At 63.8% G+C, this 17,287-nt stretch carries 14 protein-coding genes and 1 pseudogene; 6 read left to right on the plus strand and 9 right to left on the minus strand.

All coding sequences use genetic code 11. The features are described from left to right. Positions 1-68 precede the first annotated feature (68 nt). The 4 genes from pstA to K8374_RS23710 all read right to left on the minus strand — a co-directional run bounded on the left by pstA (position 69) and on the right by K8374_RS23710 (position 6,721). Entirely contained in the window at positions 69-1,739 is a 1,671-nt protein-coding gene (gene pstA, locus K8374_RS23695; protein ID WP_196146543.1) for a phosphate ABC transporter permease PstA, read from the minus strand. Positions 1,740-1,756: 17 nt separating this feature from the next. Next, positions 1,757-4,045, minus strand: a complete 2,289-nt coding sequence (locus tag K8374_RS23700) for an ABC transporter permease subunit (protein WP_224457440.1) — start codon at positions 4,043-4,045, stop codon at positions 1,757-1,759. 140 nt (positions 4,046-4,185) lie between these two features. Beyond that, positions 4,186-5,184: a phosphate ABC transporter substrate-binding protein PstS gene (locus tag K8374_RS23705; RefSeq protein WP_196155900.1), complete on the minus strand. Its 999-nt coding sequence runs from the start codon at positions 5,182-5,184 to the stop codon at positions 4,186-4,188. Positions 5,185-5,431: 247 nt separating this feature from the next. Beyond that, positions 5,432-6,721 carry an MFS transporter gene (locus K8374_RS23710; RefSeq protein ID WP_224457441.1) on the minus strand — a complete coding sequence of 430 codons (1,290 nt, stop codon included), beginning with the start codon at positions 6,719-6,721 and terminating at the stop codon, positions 5,432-5,434. 361 nt (positions 6,722-7,082) lie between these two features. Here K8374_RS23710 and K8374_RS23715 point away from each other — a divergent pair, with 361 nt between their 5' ends. Both K8374_RS23715 and K8374_RS23720 read left to right on the plus strand, forming a co-directional pair. Further along, entirely contained in the window at positions 7,083-7,481 is a 399-nt protein-coding gene (locus K8374_RS23715) for an acyl-CoA thioesterase (protein ID WP_003253317.1), read from the plus strand. A 73-nt stretch (positions 7,482-7,554) separates the two neighbouring features. Further along, a pseudogene (locus tag K8374_RS23720) lies at positions 7,555-8,450 on the plus strand (D-hexose-6-phosphate mutarotase). A gap of 68 nt (positions 8,451-8,518) precedes the next feature. On the opposite strand, the gene K8374_RS23725 reads toward K8374_RS23720, so the two are convergent. From K8374_RS23725 to K8374_RS23745, 5 genes are all read right to left on the minus strand, one after another. After that, on the minus strand, positions 8,519-9,052 hold the full coding sequence (locus tag K8374_RS23725; protein ID WP_084855308.1) for a DUF3299 domain-containing protein: 534 nt from the start codon (positions 9,050-9,052) through the stop codon (positions 8,519-8,521). Positions 9,053-9,099: 47 nt separating this feature from the next. Then, a complete protein-coding gene (locus K8374_RS23730; protein WP_084855307.1) occupies positions 9,100-9,348 on the minus strand; it encodes a GlsB/YeaQ/YmgE family stress response membrane protein in 249 nt (82 codons plus the stop codon). A 94-nt stretch (positions 9,349-9,442) separates the two neighbouring features. After that, positions 9,443-10,525 carry a 5-(carboxyamino)imidazole ribonucleotide synthase gene (locus K8374_RS23735; RefSeq protein WP_224457442.1) on the minus strand — a complete coding sequence of 361 codons (1,083 nt, stop codon included), beginning with the start codon at positions 10,523-10,525 and terminating at the stop codon, positions 9,443-9,445. Between the two features lie 10 nt (positions 10,526-10,535). After that, entirely contained in the window at positions 10,536-11,027 is a 492-nt protein-coding gene (gene purE, locus K8374_RS23740; protein ID WP_043209945.1) for a 5-(carboxyamino)imidazole ribonucleotide mutase, read from the minus strand. A gap of 171 nt (positions 11,028-11,198) precedes the next feature. Continuing rightward, a complete protein-coding gene (locus K8374_RS23745) occupies positions 11,199-12,140 on the minus strand; it encodes a LysR substrate-binding domain-containing protein (RefSeq protein ID WP_224457443.1) in 942 nt (313 codons plus the stop codon). 180 nt (positions 12,141-12,320) lie between these two features. On the opposite strand from K8374_RS23745, the gene aspA reads away from it, so the two are divergent. The 4 genes from aspA (at position 12,321) to K8374_RS23765 (ending at position 17,264) form a co-directional block, all read left to right on the plus strand. Then, on the plus strand, positions 12,321-13,745 hold the full coding sequence (gene aspA, locus K8374_RS23750) for an aspartate ammonia-lyase (RefSeq protein WP_084855303.1): 1,425 nt from the start codon (positions 12,321-12,323) through the stop codon (positions 13,743-13,745). 175 nt (positions 13,746-13,920) lie between these two features. Next, complete coding sequence (locus K8374_RS23755) at positions 13,921-14,913, plus strand: AraC family transcriptional regulator (RefSeq protein WP_224457444.1); 993 nt, start codon at positions 13,921-13,923, stop codon at positions 14,911-14,913. 204 nt (positions 14,914-15,117) lie between these two features. Then, a complete protein-coding gene (locus K8374_RS23760; RefSeq protein WP_224457445.1) occupies positions 15,118-16,158 on the plus strand; it encodes a histone deacetylase family protein in 1,041 nt (346 codons plus the stop codon). A 2-nt stretch (positions 16,159-16,160) separates the two neighbouring features. Then, positions 16,161-17,264: a polyamine ABC transporter substrate-binding protein gene (locus tag K8374_RS23765; RefSeq protein WP_224457446.1), complete on the plus strand. Its 1,104-nt coding sequence runs from the start codon at positions 16,161-16,163 to the stop codon at positions 17,262-17,264. Positions 17,265-17,287 lie beyond the last annotated feature (23 nt).

Raw genomic sequence — 17,287 nt, forward strand, 5'->3', positions numbered from 1 at the left:
AACTCCATACGCTATCAATTCGTTTCAAAGGGCCGCCCGGCTCACGGGCGGCACGCTTGCAATCAGGATCAGCTGTCGAGGGCCTTGTACTTCTCGCGCAGGTGGTTACGGATCCACACCGCCGAGAGGTTGAGGGTGGCGATCACCAGCACCAGCAGCAGCGCGGTGGCATACACCAGCGGCCGCGCGGCCTCGACGTTGGGGCTCTGGAAGCCGACGTCGTAGATATGGAAGCCCAGGTGCATGATCTTCTGGTCCAGGTGCAGGTACGGGTAGTTGCCGTCCACCGGCAACGACGGTGCCAGTTTCACCACACCGACCAGCATCAGCGGTGCCACTTCCCCCGCAGCACGGGCCACGGCGAGAATCATGCCGGTCATCATGGCCGGGCTTGCCATCGGCAGGACGATCTTCCACAGAGTCTCGGCCTTGGTCGCCCCCAGGGCCAGGGAGCCTTCGCGCACGGTACGCGGGATCCGCGCCAGACCTTCCTCGGTAGCCACGATCACCACCGGCACGGCCAGCAATGCCAGGGTCAGCGAGGCCCACAGCAGACCCGGGGTGCCCAGGGTCGGGGCCGGCAACGCCTCGGGGAAGAACAGCCGGTCGATCGAGCCGCCCAGCACGTAGACGAAGAAGCCCAGGCCGAACACGCCGTAGACGATCGCCGGTACGCCAGCGAGGTTGTTCACGGCGATGCGGATCAGGCGCGTCACCGGGCCCTGCTTGGCGTATTCGCGCAGGTAGACCGCCGCCAGCACGCCGAACGGGGTGACGATCACGGCCATGATCAGGGTCATCATCACGGTGCCGAAGATGGCCGGGAAGATACCACCCTCAGTATTGGCTTCACGCGGATCGTCGCTGAGGAACTCCCAGACCTTGCTGAAATACACGCCCATCTTGGTCATGGCCGACATGCCGTTGGGCTGGTACGCATGGACCACCTTGCTCAGGTTGATCTCCACTTCACGGCCGTTGCCGTCGCGGGCCACCAGGCTGTCGCGGGAGAAGGCCTGATGCAGGCCGGTCAGGCGCTCTTCGATGGCCTTGTAGCGGTTGTTCAGCTCGGCGCGGTCGGCCTCGATGTCAGCCTGGGCAGCGGCGTCCAGCTTACCGTCGAGCTCCAGCTTGCGGGTCTGCAAGCGCAAGCGCTCCAGGCCATGGTTGATGGCGCCGATGTCTTTCTTCTCGAGGGTCTGCAGCTCGGAGGCCAGCTGGTCGGCACGCTTGAGGCGCGCCTGCAGCTCGGCCCAGGCACCCGCACCTTCGGCGACCACGCGGCCTTCTTCCTTGACGCTCACCAGGTAGCCGTAGAAGTTGCCCCATTCGCGACGCTCCAGGGCGATCAGGTCGGCAGGCTTCTGCTGGTCGACCAGCCACTCGCCGACCAGCCAGGTGAAGTCGCTACCATTGAGGTCGCGGTTACCGACCTTGACCAGCTCGCGGGTCATGAACTCCGGGCCTTCGTCCGGCACCGGCAGGCCGGCACCCTTGAGGCGGGCGCGTGGCACCTCTTCCTTCTGCACCACCTCACCGATGATCACATGGTCACCCTGGCCTGGCACCTTGTAGGTGGCCTGGATCAGGTCGGCCGGCCAGAAGTGGCCCAGGCCGCGGACGGCGATCACGGCAAGCAGTCCGACGGTCATGATCACCGCCATGGCGACCGCGCCACCGCTGATCCAGACGCCGGGGGCGCCGCTCTTGAACCAGCCTTTGAGGGAATCCTTTTTCACGGATCTCTACCTTTCTATCAAAGCGACGAGTATTTCTTGCGCAGACGCTGGCGAATCAGCTCGGCCAAGGTGTTCATGATGAAGGTGAACAACAGCAGCACGAGGGCGGCGAGGAACAGCACACGATAGTGGCTGCCGCCGACTTCCGATTCGGGCATTTCCACGGCCACGTTGGCGGCCAGGGTACGCATGCCTTCGAACAGGTTCAGCTCCATGACCGGGGTGTTGCCGGTGGCCATGAGCACGATCATGGTCTCGCCCACCGCACGGCCCATGCCGATCATCAACGCCGAGAAGATACCCGGGCTGGCGGTGAGGATGACCACGCGGGTCAGGGTCTGCCAGGGCGTCGCGCCCAGGGCCAGGGAGCCCAGGGTCAGGCTGCGTGGCACGCTGAACACGGCGTCCTCGGCGATCGAGTAGATGTTCGGGATGACCGCGAAGCCCATGGCGATACCGACTACCAGGGCGTTGCGCTGGTCGTAGGTGATACCCAGGTCGTTGGTGATCCACAGGCGCATGTCGCCGCCGAAGAACCAGGTCTCGAGGAACGGGCTCATGTACAGGGCGAACCAGCCAATCACCAGGATCACCGGGATCAGGATCGCCGCTTCCCAGCCATCCGGGATGCGCAGGCGGATCGACTCGGGCAGGCGGCTCCAGGAGAAGCCGGCGACGAGGATACCGACCGGCAGGATCAGCAACAGGCTGAACACGCCCGGCAGGTGGCCTTCGAGGTACGGCGCCAGGAACAGGCCGGCGAAGAAGCCCAGGATCACCGTCGGCATCGCTTCCATCAGTTCGATCACCGGCTTGACCTTGCGGCGCATGCCTGGGGCCATGAAGTAGGCGGTGTAGATGGCTGCGGCGATGGCCAGCGGCGCGGCGAGGATCATCGCGTAGAACGCGGCCTTCAGGGTACCGAAGGTCAGCGGCGACAGGCTCAGCTTGGGCTCGAAGTCGGTATTGGACGCGGTGGACTGCCAGACGTACTTCGGCTCGTCGTAGTTTTCGTACCAGACCTTGCCCCACAGCGCGCTGAAGGACACTTCAGGGTGCGGGTTCTTCAGGCTCAGCGGCAGCAGCTTGCCACCCTGTTCGATGATGATGCGGTTGGCGCGTGGCGACAGGGCCAGGATACCGGCACCTTCGGCAGCCGGCTCGACCAGCAGGGTACGGTGCGCGGTGCTGTGGAACACGCCCAGCTGGCCTGCGCTGTCCAGGGCGATGAAGCCCTTGCGACGCTCTTCGGCATCGATCTGTACGACCGGCGCCTTGCCCATCTGGAAGCTGCGGATCAACTTGAAGCGCGACTCGCCATCCGGGTCACGGGCCATGAACCACTGGCTCAGGCCGCCCTTGGAATCACCGAAGATCAGCGAGATACCGCCGACCAGCTGGGCGCTGGCAGTGATCTCGGTATCGCCGTCCTCGGACAGCTTGTAACGCCCGTTCAGGCTCTTCTCGCGCAGGCTGAAGACATCGGCGGTGGCGCGGCCGTTGACCACGTACAGCCACTGCTGGCGCGGGTCGATGAAAATGGCTTTGACCGTCTCGGTCATCTGCGGCAGGTCGATGCGGGTCTGCTCGCTGGTGACCTCGCCGGTCATCATGTTCTCTTCGCGAGTCAGCTCGACCACCTGCAAGTGCGAACCGGTAGAGCCGGCCAGCAGCAAGGTGTCACCGTTGACGTTGACGCTGACGTGTTCGAGGGCACGGCCTTGGTCGTCCAGGGTGAACGCTTGCTGGCCATACGGGAAGTCGATGGCCGGGGTGATGGTCTTCTTGTTGTCCGGGTAGGTGATCTTGTAGCTGTGGTTGAACACCAGCGCCTGGCCGTTGGACAGGCCCAGCACCACCACCGGGCTGCCCGGCTGGTCGGCGCTGATCGAGGCTACCTGGACGCCTGCCGGCAGCGGCAGGTCGATGCGCTTGACCTCGGCACCGGTCTTGGTGTCGAAGAACAGCGCCTGGCCCTTGTCGGAAACGCGCATGCCCACGAGGTTCTGCTCCTCGAGGGCGATCATCAGCGGCTTGCCGGCGTCCTGTTGCAGCCAGGTCGGCTCCAGGGCCTTCTTGCTGGAAAGCGTGGCGCCCTGGAACAGTGGCAGCACCACATAGGCCAGGTAGAAGAAGATCAAGGTGATGGCTGCCAGCACGGCAAGCCCGCCCACCAGTACGTACCAGCGGGTCAGGCGGTCCTTCAGCGCACGCAGGCGCCGCTTGCGTTGCAGCTCGGGCGTATTGAAGTCAATCCGCACGGGGGGAGAATTTTGGGTCATTGTGGAGTTGGCCAGATCATTCATGCGCACACCCTAGCGGTCCCGTATGACAAAAACATGACAATGCAGTGACGCAAAAAAGCCCGCCGCTCAGGAGCCCTGGCTTCGGACTGGGAATTCGTGGAAAAGGCCAGGCATCAAGCACCGGCCCCTTCCTCAGTTACTTACTTTTTTGCAACGTTACCGGCGTGGGACAGGCCCAGGTCAGCCAGGGTCTTGTCGACCACCTTGGCCGGCAGCGGGATGTAGCCGTCCTTCACCACGACCTGCTGGCCAGCCTGCGACAGCACCAGCTTGACGAACTCGGCTTCCAGCGGGGCCAGAGGCTTGTTCGGGGCCTTGTTGACGTAGACGTACAGGAAGCGCGACAGCGGGTAGGTGCCGTTCAGGGCGTTGGCTTCGTTGTCTTCGACGAACGCGCCGCCTTCCTTCTTGGCCAGGGGCACGGTCTTGACGCTGGCGGTCTTGTAGCCGATACCCGAGTAGCCGATGCCGTTCAGCGAGCTGCTGATCGACTGCACGACCGAAGCCGAGCCAGGCTGTTCGTTGACATTAGGCTTGAAGTCGCCTTTGCACAGGGCTTCTTCCTTGAAGTAGCCATAGGTACCGGATACCGAGTTGCGGCCGAACAGCTGGATTGGCTTGTTGGCCAGGTCGCCGGTCACGCCGATGTCGCCCCAGGTCTTGACGTCGGCCTTGGCGCCGCACAGGCGGGTAGACGAGAAGATCGCATCGACCTGGGCCATGGTCAGGCCCTTGATCGGGTTGTCCTTGTGCACGAACACGGCCAGGGCGTCGACGGCGACCGGGATGGCGGTCGGCTTGTAGCCGTACTTCTGCTCGAAGGCCTGCAGCTCGACGTCCTTCATCTTGCGGCTCATCGGGCCGAGGTTGGCGGTACCTTCGGTCAGCGCGGGTGGCGCGGTGGAGGAGCCGGCAGCCTGGATCTGGATGTTTACGTTCGGATATTCCTTCTTGTAGGCCTCGGCCCACAGAGTCATCAGGTTCGCCAGGGTATCGGAACCGACGCTGGAGAGGTTGCCCGATACGCCAGTGGTCTTGGTGTAGGTCGGGATTGCAGGATCGACGGCGGCAACCGCATTGGCGGTAGCGACGCCAGCGGCGGCGAACGTGAGGGCCGCCATCAAACGCTTCAGTTTCATGCCTAACTCCTAGCAGGAATATTTGGGGTGTGAGATGGAACGGGCCCAAGTATCTGCAGGCCGCATGAACACTCTATGACTCGAATGTGACAATTGGATGAAAGGCCATCACCGGAAACCGGGATGGCCTTTGCAGGATGTTGCAAGGATGTGAGGGGGCGTTTCGCACCCCGTCGCGGCACAAGGCAGCGCGGTTCTGTAGGAGCGGCCTTGTGCCGCGAAAGGGGCGCAAAGCGCCCCCGGCCTATCAACGCTTGTTCGCTACCAGATACACCCCCACCAACAGACCAACGGCACACAGCCCAGCCACATAATAGGCCGGCGCCATCGGGCTGAACTTCAGCAGCGCCGTGACCACCATCGGCGTCAACCCGCCAAAGATCGCGTAGGCCAGGTTGTAGGAGAACGACAGCCCACTGAACCGCACCACCGGCGGGAACGCCTTGACCATGACGTAGGGCACCGCGCCGACGATCCCCACGCACAGGCCGGTGATCGCATACAACGGGAACAACAGGTCAGGCCGGCTCGGCAGGCTGTGGAAGAACACCCACGAAGACACGAGCAACAGCAGGCTGCCCACCACGAACACCCGCCCGGCGCCGAAACGGTCGGCCAGGCTGCCGGCTGCGACGCAGCCGACGCTCAGCAGCACGATGGCCAGGCTGTTGGCTTTCAGTGAATCGGTGGGGCTGACCTGGTAGAGACTCTGCAGCAGCGCCGGGGTCATGAGGATGATCACGACGATGGCCGCCGACAGCAACCAAGTCAGCAGCATCGACAGGATGATCGCGCCGCGGTGGTCGCGCAGCACCGCGCGCAACGGCAGCTCTTCAGCCAAAGCCTTGCGTTGCTGCATCTCGGCGAATACCGGTGTCTCATGCAGCCAGCGCCGCAGGTACACCGCTACCAGCCCGAACACGCCGCCCAGCAGGAAAGGAATACGCCAAGCATAGGCCGCCACTTCATCGGGGCTGTAGAGGGTGTTGATCAAAGTGGCCACCAACGAACCGAGCAGGATGCCCGAGGTCAGGCCGGCGGTCAGCGTGCCGCAGGCATAGCCGGTGTTACGGGCCGGCACGTGCTCGGAGACGAATACCCAGGCCCCTGGCACCTCGCCACCGATCGCGGCGCCCTGGACCACGCGCATCGCCAGCAGCAGGATCGGCGCCCACAGGCCGATCTGTGCATAGGTCGGCAGCAAGCCCATGACCAGGGTCGGCACCGCCATCATGAAGATGCTCAGGGTGAACATCTTCTTGCGCCCGAGCAGGTCGCCGAAATGCGCCATGATGATGCCGCCCAGCGGCCGGGCCAGGTAGCCGGCGGCGAAGATGCCGAAGGTCTGCATCAGCCGCAGCCACTCAGGCATGTCGACGGGGAAGAACAGTTTGCCGACTACCGTGGCGAAGAACACGAAGATGATGAAGTCGTAGAACTCCAACGCTCCGCCAAGGGCGGACAGGGAAAGGGTTTTATAGTCGCTGCGGGTCAGCGGCCGCGAAGGCTGCTCGATACTGCTCGGCACGGAGGTCATGGCTTTTCTCTTTATTGTCGTGCAGGCCGTTTGTCATGCGGCTTCTGGAGGATGTCGCCGGCGAAGATAACAAATTGCCGCAGGCGACTCATAGCGGTACAAAATCCATACAGATATTCATGAATGCACGGTCGTCGCTGGCTGTTCAGGTCTATATACTGGCCGCTCGTAGGAAAAGGTTGCGCCTCTCATGGGATGTTGTGCGAAAACGCCGGTCAAGTGTTTCAGGCGGTTTCGCAGAGTTTCCCTTTGGCCGCCCACCGAAGCGAAATCAGCGTAGTATGTTTTCAGCTGAATCGTTTTCCCGGCGTCCGTTCTTTGCGCCAACCAACGAAGCGTCACGGGTCCGAGGCCCCACCGCATGATTGAGCTCGAACAAGAAGATCCCATCCCACAGGGCGACCTGGCCCTGCAGATTACCGCCCTGCCGCGCGAAACCAACGGTTTCGGCGATATCTTCGGCGGCTGGCTGGTAGCCCAGATGGACCTGGCCGGCACGGCAATGGCCAGCCGCGTCGCCGGTGGCCGTGTCGCCACCGTGGCCATCGATCGCATGGCGTTCCTGGTACCGGTCGCCGTGGGCGCGCAGCTGTCCTTCTATACCCAGACCCTGGAAATCGGCCGCAGCTCCATCCAGATGATGGTGGAAGTATGGAGCGACGACCCGCTGTCCAGCGAATGGCGCAAGGTCACCGAAGCCGTCTTCGTGTTCGTCGCCATCGATGGCAGTGGCCGCACCCGCTCCGTCCCTCGTCGCTGAGCCACAGGCGCGTTAAACTCGTTGCAAGGCATGAGGTCCAAGGCCTCATTTGCATCCCAACGAGACAAGCGCAATGGCTACCTTCCAGGTCGAAACGGAACAACACGGCGAGCTCAACTGCTGGCGCATCACCAGCGCGCATGCAGAACTGCTGATCGCCCAACAGGGCGCCCAGGTCCTGAGCTATCAGCGACTGGGCGAGCCGCCGCTGCTGTGGCTCAGCGACCAGGCCATCTTCCGCCAGGGCAAGTCGGTACGCGCCGGCGTGCCGGTGTGTTGGCCCTGGTTCGGCAACCTGCAGCGCAACCCTCAGGCCGTCCAAGCCATGTACCACGGCGAACAGGCACCCGCCCATGGCCTGGCCCGCACCCGTGACTGGCAGCTGCTGGGTATCGAGGAAGCGGACGAAGGCCTGCGCATCGAGTTCAGCCTGCCCGAGGCCCAGGGCGACCTGCCCGGCTGGCCCCATGACGTCGAGCTCAAGCTGCTGATCGAAATGGGCACGCAGCTGAAGATGACCCTGCGCAGCCAGAACATGGGCAATGACAGCGTCACCCTCAGCCAAGCGCTGCACAGTTACTTCGCCGTGAGCGATGTGCGCCAGGTACGCGTCGAAGGCGTGGAGAACCTGGGCTATATCGAAACCCTGGCCGATTGGGCGCTGCGCCAGCAACATGGCGCGCTGGATTTTGCCGGGGAAACCGACCGCATCTACCTGCAAGTCCTGCCGTACTGAAGATCGTCGACCCGCACTGGAACCGCCGCATCACCTTGCACAGCGCCGGTTCGCGTTCTGCGGTGATCTGGAACCCCTGGGCCGACCGCGCGAAGGCGTTGCCAGACATGGCGGATGATGGCTGGCAGCGGATGCTGTGCATCGAGACGGCGAACGTGTGGGATGACGTGGTGACCCTGGCGCCCGGGGCAAGCCACGTGCTGAGCGTCACCATCGGCAGCGAGGCGCTCTGACTCTTTTCGCGGGTAAACCCGCTCCCACAGGGTTCGTGCATTACCCGCGAAGGGGCGCCACTGAAAAATCAGAGGTCGGCGTCTTCTACCACCCTCACCTTCCCCGCATCCATGGCATAGGCCGCATCCGCCAGGTCATTGCTGACCTTTTCCACCTTCAGCGTCCCACTGACCCACAACGGCGTGTAGATATCGTCGATCTTCAGCCCCTTGGGATAGCGCACCAGCACCAACTGGTTCGGTGGCGGCGGTGGCACATGGATGCAGGCGCCGGGGTACGGCACCAGGAAGAACAGCGTGCTGTTGCCCTTGGCATCGCTCTCCAACGGCACCGGATACCCGCCCAGGCGGATCTGCCTGCCGTTCATGGCCGCCACGGTCTTGGTCGAATACATCACCGCCGGCAACCCCTTGGCCTGCTTGAGCCCACCTTTGTCGGTGAAGGTACCCATGGCCTCGGGGGAGTTGTGGTCGATCTCGGGCATCTGCTCGAGCGCCTTCTGGTCCGATTTGGGCATCAGCTCCAGCCAGTCGGTCTCGGGCAGTTCGGCATGGGCCAGGGTGCTGGCCAACAACAGGGAAGCAAGAAAAAACGCACGCATGGAGAATGCTCGGCAACTCGGGTGAATTGCCGGGCATTCTAAACCAGTCACCCGCGTTTCTTGATGAATCCGTAGATCACCAATAGCACGATGGCGCCGATCAGGGCGCCAACGAAACCGGCGGCCTGGCCCGCCTGGTAGATACCCAGGGCCTGCCCGCCGTAGGTGGCGACCAGGGAGCCGGCGATGCCCAGGAGGATGGTCATGATCCAGCCCATGCTGTCATCCCCAGGCTTGAGGAAGCGGGCTAGCAGGCCCACGATGAGGCCGATGAAGATGGTTCCGATGATACCCATGGCGATCCCTCTGCAATGAAATGGAACAAGCCAAAGCCTAGACAGCGCTTTGGCTTGTTGCCATTTCAGAGGGCCTGCCGGGGCAGAGGTTCAATCAGCCGGCGATCAGCGCTTCGACTTCGGCGATCTTGCCTTTGAGCGTGGCCATGTCGGCGCAGCGCAGGGTGGCATGGCCAACCTTGCGGCCGACCTTGAACGCCTTGCCGTAGTGGTGCAGGTGGCAGCCCTCGATGGCCACGACCTTGTCCACCGCCGGCACTTCGCCGATGAAGTTGAGCATGGCGCTCTCGCCGACCTTGGCGGTGGAGCCCAGCGGCAGGCCGGCAACGGCGCGCAGGTGGTTCTCGAACTGGCTGCACTCGGCGCCTTCGATGGTCCAGTGCCCGGAGTTGTGCACCCGCGGCGCGATCTCGTTGGCCTTCAGGCCGCCGTCGACCTCGAAGAACTCGAAGGCCATCACGCCCACGTAGTCCAGCTTCTGCAGCACACGCCCGACATAATCTTCGGCCAGGGCCTGCAGCGGGTGCGCCTGGCTGGCCACCGACAGGCGCAGGATGCCGCTTTCATGGGTGTTGTGCACCAGCGGGTAGAAGCGGGTTTCGCCATCGCGGCCACGCACGGCCACCAGCGAAACTTCGCCGGTGAATGGCACGAAGCCTTCGAGCAGGCACGGCACGCTGCCCAGTTCGGCAAAGGTGCCCACCACGTCGTCGGCAGTGCGCAGGACCTTCTGGCCCTTGCCGTCGTAGCCCAAGGTACGGGTCTTGAGCACCGCCGGCAGGCCGATGCTGGCCACGGCGGCGTCCAGGTCTTCCTGGGAGAGGATGTCGGCGAAGGCCGGCGTCGGGATGCCCAGGTCGCGGAACATGCTCTTCTCGAACAGGCGGTCACGGGCGATGCGCAGGGCTTCGGCGCTCGGGTAGACCGGGACGAACTGCGAGAGGAAGGCCACGGTCTCGGCCGGGACGCTCTCGAACTCGAAGGTCACCAGGTCGACTTCGTCGGCCAGCTGGCGCAGGTGGTCCTGGTCGCCGTAGTCGGCCCGCACGTGCTCGCCCAAGGGCGCCGCGCAGGCGTCCGGGGCGGGGTCGAGGAAAGCGAAGTTCATGCCCAGCGGCGTTCCCGCCAAGGCCAGCATGCGGCCCAGCTGGCCGCCACCGATTACACCGATCTTCATGTTGATAGCCTCAGGCCTGGCGCGGGTCCGGGTTGTCCAGGACGGTTTCGGTCTGCTCCGTGCGGAACTGCTTGAGTGCCGCGTGGTACTGCGGGTACTTGGCGCCCAGGATGCTCGCCGACAGCAATGCCGCGTTGATCGCGCCGGCCTTGCCGATGGCCAGGGTGGCGACCGGCACGCCTGCCGGCATCTGCACGATCGACAGCAGCGAATCGACACCCGACAGCATCGACGACTGCACCGGCACGCCCAGCACCGGCAGGTGGGTCTTGGCAGCGCACATGCCTGGCAGATGGGCAGCGCCGCCGGCACCGGCGATGATCACCTCGATGCCACGGCCTTCGGCCTCCTCGGCGTACTGGAACAGCAGATCCGGGGTACGGTGGGCGGAAACCACCTTCACCTCGTAGGGAATGCCGAGTTTTTCCAGCATATCGGCGGTGTGGCTAAGGGTGGACCAATCGGACTTGGAGCCCATGATCACGCCAACCAGTGCACTCATCGTCGAGCCTCTTCGCTTGTGCGCCCGCGGGCGCGTCAAAAAACAACAAGCCACGCGGGACGACCGGCGTGGCTTGTTTGCTGATCAGTGACCGGATCGATCCGGTCCAGGGGCCGCGCAGTATACCGTAAGGCAGTGCCGTAAAGGCACCCCGGCGACCAACTGTCGGCCTTATTTTTCGGGGGTTTGGCTGACTTTTGAGTCAACTGACACGGCTGCCGTGCCACCCTCGAGCTTGCGCCACAGCAAGCGTACGTTGGCCTTGCGCACCAGGGCGCAGCGGTACAGGCGGATTTCCAGTGGTACGTGCCACTGGCTGCCCCCACAGATCGCCAGCTCTCCGCGCTCCAGCTCGCCGCGCATCGACAGTCGCGGCACCCAGGCGATACCCATGCCCTCCAGGGCCATGCTCTTGAGACTGTCGGCCATGGCGGTTTCATAGACCGTGGTATAGCGCAGGTTGCGCTGGCGCAGCAGCAGGTTGACAGAACGTCCGAGGAACGCACCGGCACTGTAGGCCAGCAATGGCACGCTGCTTTCACCCTCGAGATCGAACAACGGCTTGCCGTCGGCCCCCACCGCACACACCGGCAACATTTCCGTGGTGCCCATGTGCAGCGAGGGGAAGATCTCGGCATCCATCTGCAGGGCGGCGTCCGGGTCATAGAAGGCCAGCATCAGGTCGCAACCGCCTTCGCGCAGTGCATGCACCGCATCACCTACGTTGGTGGCGACCAGGCGGGTGGCGATGTTCAAGCCATCGTTGCGCAACTGGGCGACCCAGCGTGGGAAGAACCCCGACGCCAGGGAGTGTGCCGCCGCCACCTGCACCACTTCGCCCTGCCCACCTTCCAGATGATGCAAATGCCGCAGAACTTCGCTCAACTGGTCGACAACGGTGCGCGCCGTGACGAGAAATAGCTGCCCGGCTTCGGTCAGTTCGATGGGCGTGCGGGAACGATTCACCAAGGTCAGGCCCAAGGCAGCCTCAAGGCTACGGATCCGCCGGCTGAACGCTGGCTGGGTCACGAAACGGCGTTCCGCCGCCTGGGAAAAACTGCGGGTAGCGGCCAGGGCACTGAAGTCCTCCAGCCACTTGCTTTCGAGGTTCATGAAGCGATCTCCCAGCGTGCACCAAAATGGGACACGCTCGATTGTCAATTGGCGTCACATGATTCGGTATGCCGTTTGCGCATAGGTTAGCGTGCAACAGCATTGGCCGCAAAATCCGCCCAGGCCTAGGATTGGCGCCATTCCGGCTGGTGCCGGGTTTAAATCGAGATGATATCCGTCATGTCCTCCGCTGCATCGTTCCGCGTCGAAAAAGACCTGCTTGGTACCCTTGAAGTCCCTGCCGATGCCTACTACGGCATCCAGACCCTGCGCGCTGCCAACAACTTCCACCTCTCCGGTGTTCCGCTGTCGCACTACCCGAAGCTGGTCGTGGCCCTGGCCATGGTCAAGCAGGCCGCTGCCGACGCCAACCGTGAGCTGGGCCACCTAAGCGATGCCAAGCACGCTGCCATCAGCGAGGCCTGTGCCCGCCTGATCCGCGGTGAATACCACGACCAGTTCGTGGTGGACATGATCCAGGGCGGCGCTGGTACTTCTACCAACATGAACGCCAACGAGGTCATCGCCAACGTCGCGCTGGAGGCCATGGGCCACAAGAAGGGTGAGTACCAGTACCTGCACCCGAACAACGACGTGAACATGGCGCAGTCGACCAACGACGCCTACCCGACGGCCATCCGTCTGGGCCTGCTGCTGGGCCACGATGCCCTGCTGGCCAGCCTCGACAGCCTGATCCAGGCCTTCGCTGCAAAAGGCAAGGAATTCGACCACGTACTGAAGATGGGCCGCACCCAGCTGCAGGACGCCGTGCCGATGACCCTGGGCCAGGAATTCCGCGCCTTTGCCACCACCATGACCGAAGACCTGAACCGTCTGCGTTCCCTGGCGCCTGAGCTTTTGACCGAGATCAACCTGGGCGGTACCGCGATCGGTACCGGCATCAACGCCGACCCAGGCTACCAGGCCCTGGCCGTGCAGCGCCTGGCGACCATCAGCGGCCAGCCACTGGTCCCGGCTGCCGACCTGATCGAAGCCACCTCCGACATGGGCGCCTTCGTACTGTTCTCCGGCATGCTCAAGCGTACCGCGGTCAAGCTGTCGAAGATCTGCAACGACCTGCGCCTGCTGTCCAGCGGCCCACGCACCGGTATCAACGAGATCAACCTGCCGGCTCGCCAGCCAGGCAGCTCGATCATGCCAGGCAAGGTCAACCCGGTTATCCCGGAAGCCGTCAACCAGGTCGCCTTCGCCATCATGGGCAACGACCTGGCCCTGACCGTCGCCGCCGAAGGCGGCCAGCTGCAGCTCAACGTCATGGAACCGCTGATCGCCTACAAGATCTTCGACTCCATCCGCCTGCTCCAGCGCGCCATGGACATGCTGCGCGAGCACTGCATCGTCGGCATCACCGCCAACGAGCAGCGCTGCCGTGAACTGGTCGAGCACTCGATCGGCCTGGTCACCGCCCTGAACCCGTACATCGGCTACGAAAACGCCACCCGTATCGCCCGCGTCGCCCTGGAAACCGGCCGCGGCGTACTGGAACTGGTGCGCGAGGAACAGCTGCTGGACGAAGCGATGCTCAACGACATCCTGCGCCCAGAGAACATGATCGCCCCACGTCTGGTTCCGCTGAAGGCGTAACCGACGGCTTGAAACGTCTCACCAGGTCGAGGGACTAGACACCTCTCAACCTTTCAAGGGCCCGAGCAACGCTTTGGGCCCTTTTTTTATGCCCGCCCTCCACAGGGGCGCAGGTTCGTCCCGCCCGGCACACAACTTGCTCCATAATGCCTCCCAGCCCAACGGGATACCGAGCATGCTGCACAGCCACCTCACCACCCTCAACGCGGTTTCGCTGATTCTCAAGGTCTTCCAGGAAGAAGGCTGCGATGCCTCGCGGTTGCTGGCCGGCAGCGGCATCGCGCTGGCGGACCTGGGCCATGCCGATGCGCGCATCACCACCCAGCAGGAATTGCAGGTATGCGCCAACGCCGTGGCATTGCGCGAGGAGATCGGCCTGGAGCTGGGCCGGCGCATGCATGTGTCGTGCTACGGGATGCTCGGTTACGCCCTGCTCTCCAGTGCCACTTTGGGTGACGCCCTGCGCCTGGCACTGCGCTACCCGGCGTTGTTGGGCACGGCCTTCCAGCTGCGCTTGGTGGATGACGGCCAGCGGGTCTGGTTCAGCGCCAGCGACTACCGGGACAGCCCGGACCTGGCGGCCTTCAACGTGGAGTTCTGCCTGGTTTCCTTGAAGGTCATCTGCGATGACTTGCTGGGCAAGCCCCTGCCGCTGCTGGCGGCACGCTTCGAGTATTCCCGGCCCGGTTACCATGCGCTCTATGCCGATGCCTTCCAATGCCCACTGGGTTTCGAAGCCAACGACAATGCGTTCGCCTTCGAACGCCGCTGGCTGGACATGCCCCTGCCCTTGGCCGATCCCATCACCCACAAGGCCATGGCCGAACGCTGCCGGCAGCTCAACCTGGAATTCACCGGGCGCCAGGCCTGGCTGGGGCGCATTCGCCACTTGCTGATGCAGCAGCTGGACGCAGCGCCGGGGCTCGAAGGCCTGGCCCGGCAGATGAACTGCTCGTCGCGCACCTTGCGGCGGCACCTGCAGGCATTGGGGTGCAGTTATCAACAGCTGCTCGACGAACTGCGTTTCGAAAGGGCCAAGCAGTTGCTGGCCGAGGACCAGATGCCGATCTATCGCATCGCCGAAACCCTGGGGTTCAGCGAGACGGCGAGTTTCCGACATGCCTTCCAACGCTGGAGCGGCGTCGCGCCCAGTCATTTTCGCGGCTGACTGCATTGAGCCAATCGCCGGCAAGCCGCCTCCCACAGGTACAGTGCAGAACAGGTGGGAGTCGGCTTGCCGGCGATTGAGCCTTGAAAAACCGCACACACCAGCTTTGGCCACATCGATCCCCTTTTGGCCGTTTCCGTCGTTCTCCCCGACCACGCCCCCTCACACAATGAGGCACGCCAGTAAAAACCGGAGAACAACAACGTGCTGACGATCTATTCCGATGACCACCGCCTGCACCACGGCCGCTGCGAGCTGATCGACGGCAAGCTGATGCCCTGCTTCGAGATGCCTTCGCGCGCCGACCATGTCCTGGACCAGGTGAAGAAGCGCAACCTCGGCCCCATCGAAGGCCCGCGCGACTTCGGCCGCGCCCCGCTGCTGCGGGTGCATGGCGCCGACTACCTGGACTTCTTCGAAGGCGCCTGGGCACGCTGGGCCGAACTGGGCCAGGAAGGCGACCTGCTGCCGTTCACCTGGCCGGCGCGTACACTGCGCAAGGTCAAGCCGACCGGCCTGCACGGCGAGCTGGGCTACTACAGCTTCGATGCCGGCGCACCGATCACCGCCGGTACCTGGCAAGCCGCCTACAGCGCAGCCCAGGTTGCCCTTACCGCCCAAGCGGCGATCCAGCAAGGCGCACACTCGGCCTTCGCCCTGTGCCGCCCACCAGGGCACCACGCCGCCGCCGAGGTCATGGGCGGTTATTGCTACCTGAACAACGCCGCCATCGCGACCCAGGCATTCCTCGACCAAGGCCACCGCAAGGTCGCTATCCTGGACGTCGATTACCACCATGGCAACGGCACCCAGGACATCTTCTACCAGCGCGGCGACGTGTTCTTCGCCTCGATCCACGGCGACCCCCAGGACGAATTCCCGTTCTTCCTCGGCTATGCCGACGAAACCGGTGAAGGCGCCGGGGAAGGCTGCAACATCAACTACCCCCTGCCCGCCGGCAGTGACTGGGCAGCCTGGAGCCAGGCGCTGGAAGACGCCTGCCAGCGCATCGCCGCCTACGCTCCGGACGTGGTGGTGGTTTCCCTGGGTGTGGACACCTTCAAGGACGACCCGATTTCCCAGTTCAAGCTCGACAGCCCCGACTACCTGGCCATGGGCGAACGCATCGGTCGCCTGGGCAAGCCGACCCTCTTCGTGATGGAAGGCGGCTACGCTGTGGAAGAAATCGGTATCAATGCCGTCAACGTGCTGGAAGGCTTCCAGCGCACCCAGCCAGGAGCCTGACCATGGCCCGTCTCACGCGTCTGCTCGCCCCGCTCATCGCCGCCGGCCTTTTGGCCGGCGCCCTGCCGGCCCAAGCCGAACAGCGCACCCTGCGGGTGTACAACTGGTTCGACTACATCACGCCGCAAACCCTGACGGACTTTCAGCAGGACAGCGGCGTCAAGCTGATCTACGACATCTTCGACACCAACGAAGCCCTGGAAGCCAAGCTGCTCACGGGCAACTCCGGCTATGACGTGGTGGTCCCGTCGAACGTGTTCCTGGCCAAGCAGATCGAGGCCGGGGTGTTCCAGCCACTGGATCGCAGCAAGTTGCCCAACTGGCAGCACCTGGACCCGGCGCTGATGAAGCTGATCGAGGCCAACGACCCCGGTAACAAGCATGCCGTGCCCTACATGTACGGCACCGTGCTGATCGGCTTCAACCCAGACAAGGTCAAAGCCGCGCTGGGCGACAATGCCCCGGTGGATAGCTGGGACCTGATCTTCAAGGAAGAGAACATCGCCAAGCTCAAGCAGTGCGGCGTGGCCTTGCTCGACTCGCCGTCGGAGATCCTGCCGCTGGCCCTGCGGTACCTTGGGCTGCCGCCCAACAGCGAGAAGCCGGCCGACTACAAGAAAGCCGAAGCGCTGATGCTCAAGATCCGCCCGCATATCACCTACTTCCACTCCTCCAAGTACATGGCGGACATCGCCAACGGCGATATCTGCGTGGCCGTGGGCTATTCGGGCAGCTTTTCGCAGGCGGCCAACCGCGCGCGCGACGCCAAGAACGGCGTGGTGGTGGACATGCGCCTGCCCAAGGAAGGCGCGCCGATCTGGTTCGACATGCTGGCCATTCCGAAGAATGCCGCCAACCCGGAAGACGCCCATGCCTTCATCAATTACTTGCTGAGGCCGGAAGTGATCGCACCGATCAGCGACTTCGTCGGCTACCCCAACCCGAACAAGGACGCCACCGACAAGGTCAGCCCGGCGATCCGCAACAACCCCAACCTGTACCCGACTGCCGAGGCGATGGCCAAGCTGTATACCTTGAAGCCCTTGCAGCGCGACGCCGAGCGGGCACGGACCCGCGCCTGGACACGGATCAAGTCCGGGACCTGACCTGACGCCCGATCGCCGGCAAG

The sequence above is a fragment of the Pseudomonas sp. p1(2021b) genome (assembly GCF_020151015.1).
Classification (GTDB): Bacteria; Pseudomonadota; Gammaproteobacteria; order Pseudomonadales; family Pseudomonadaceae; genus Aquipseudomonas; species Aquipseudomonas putida_K.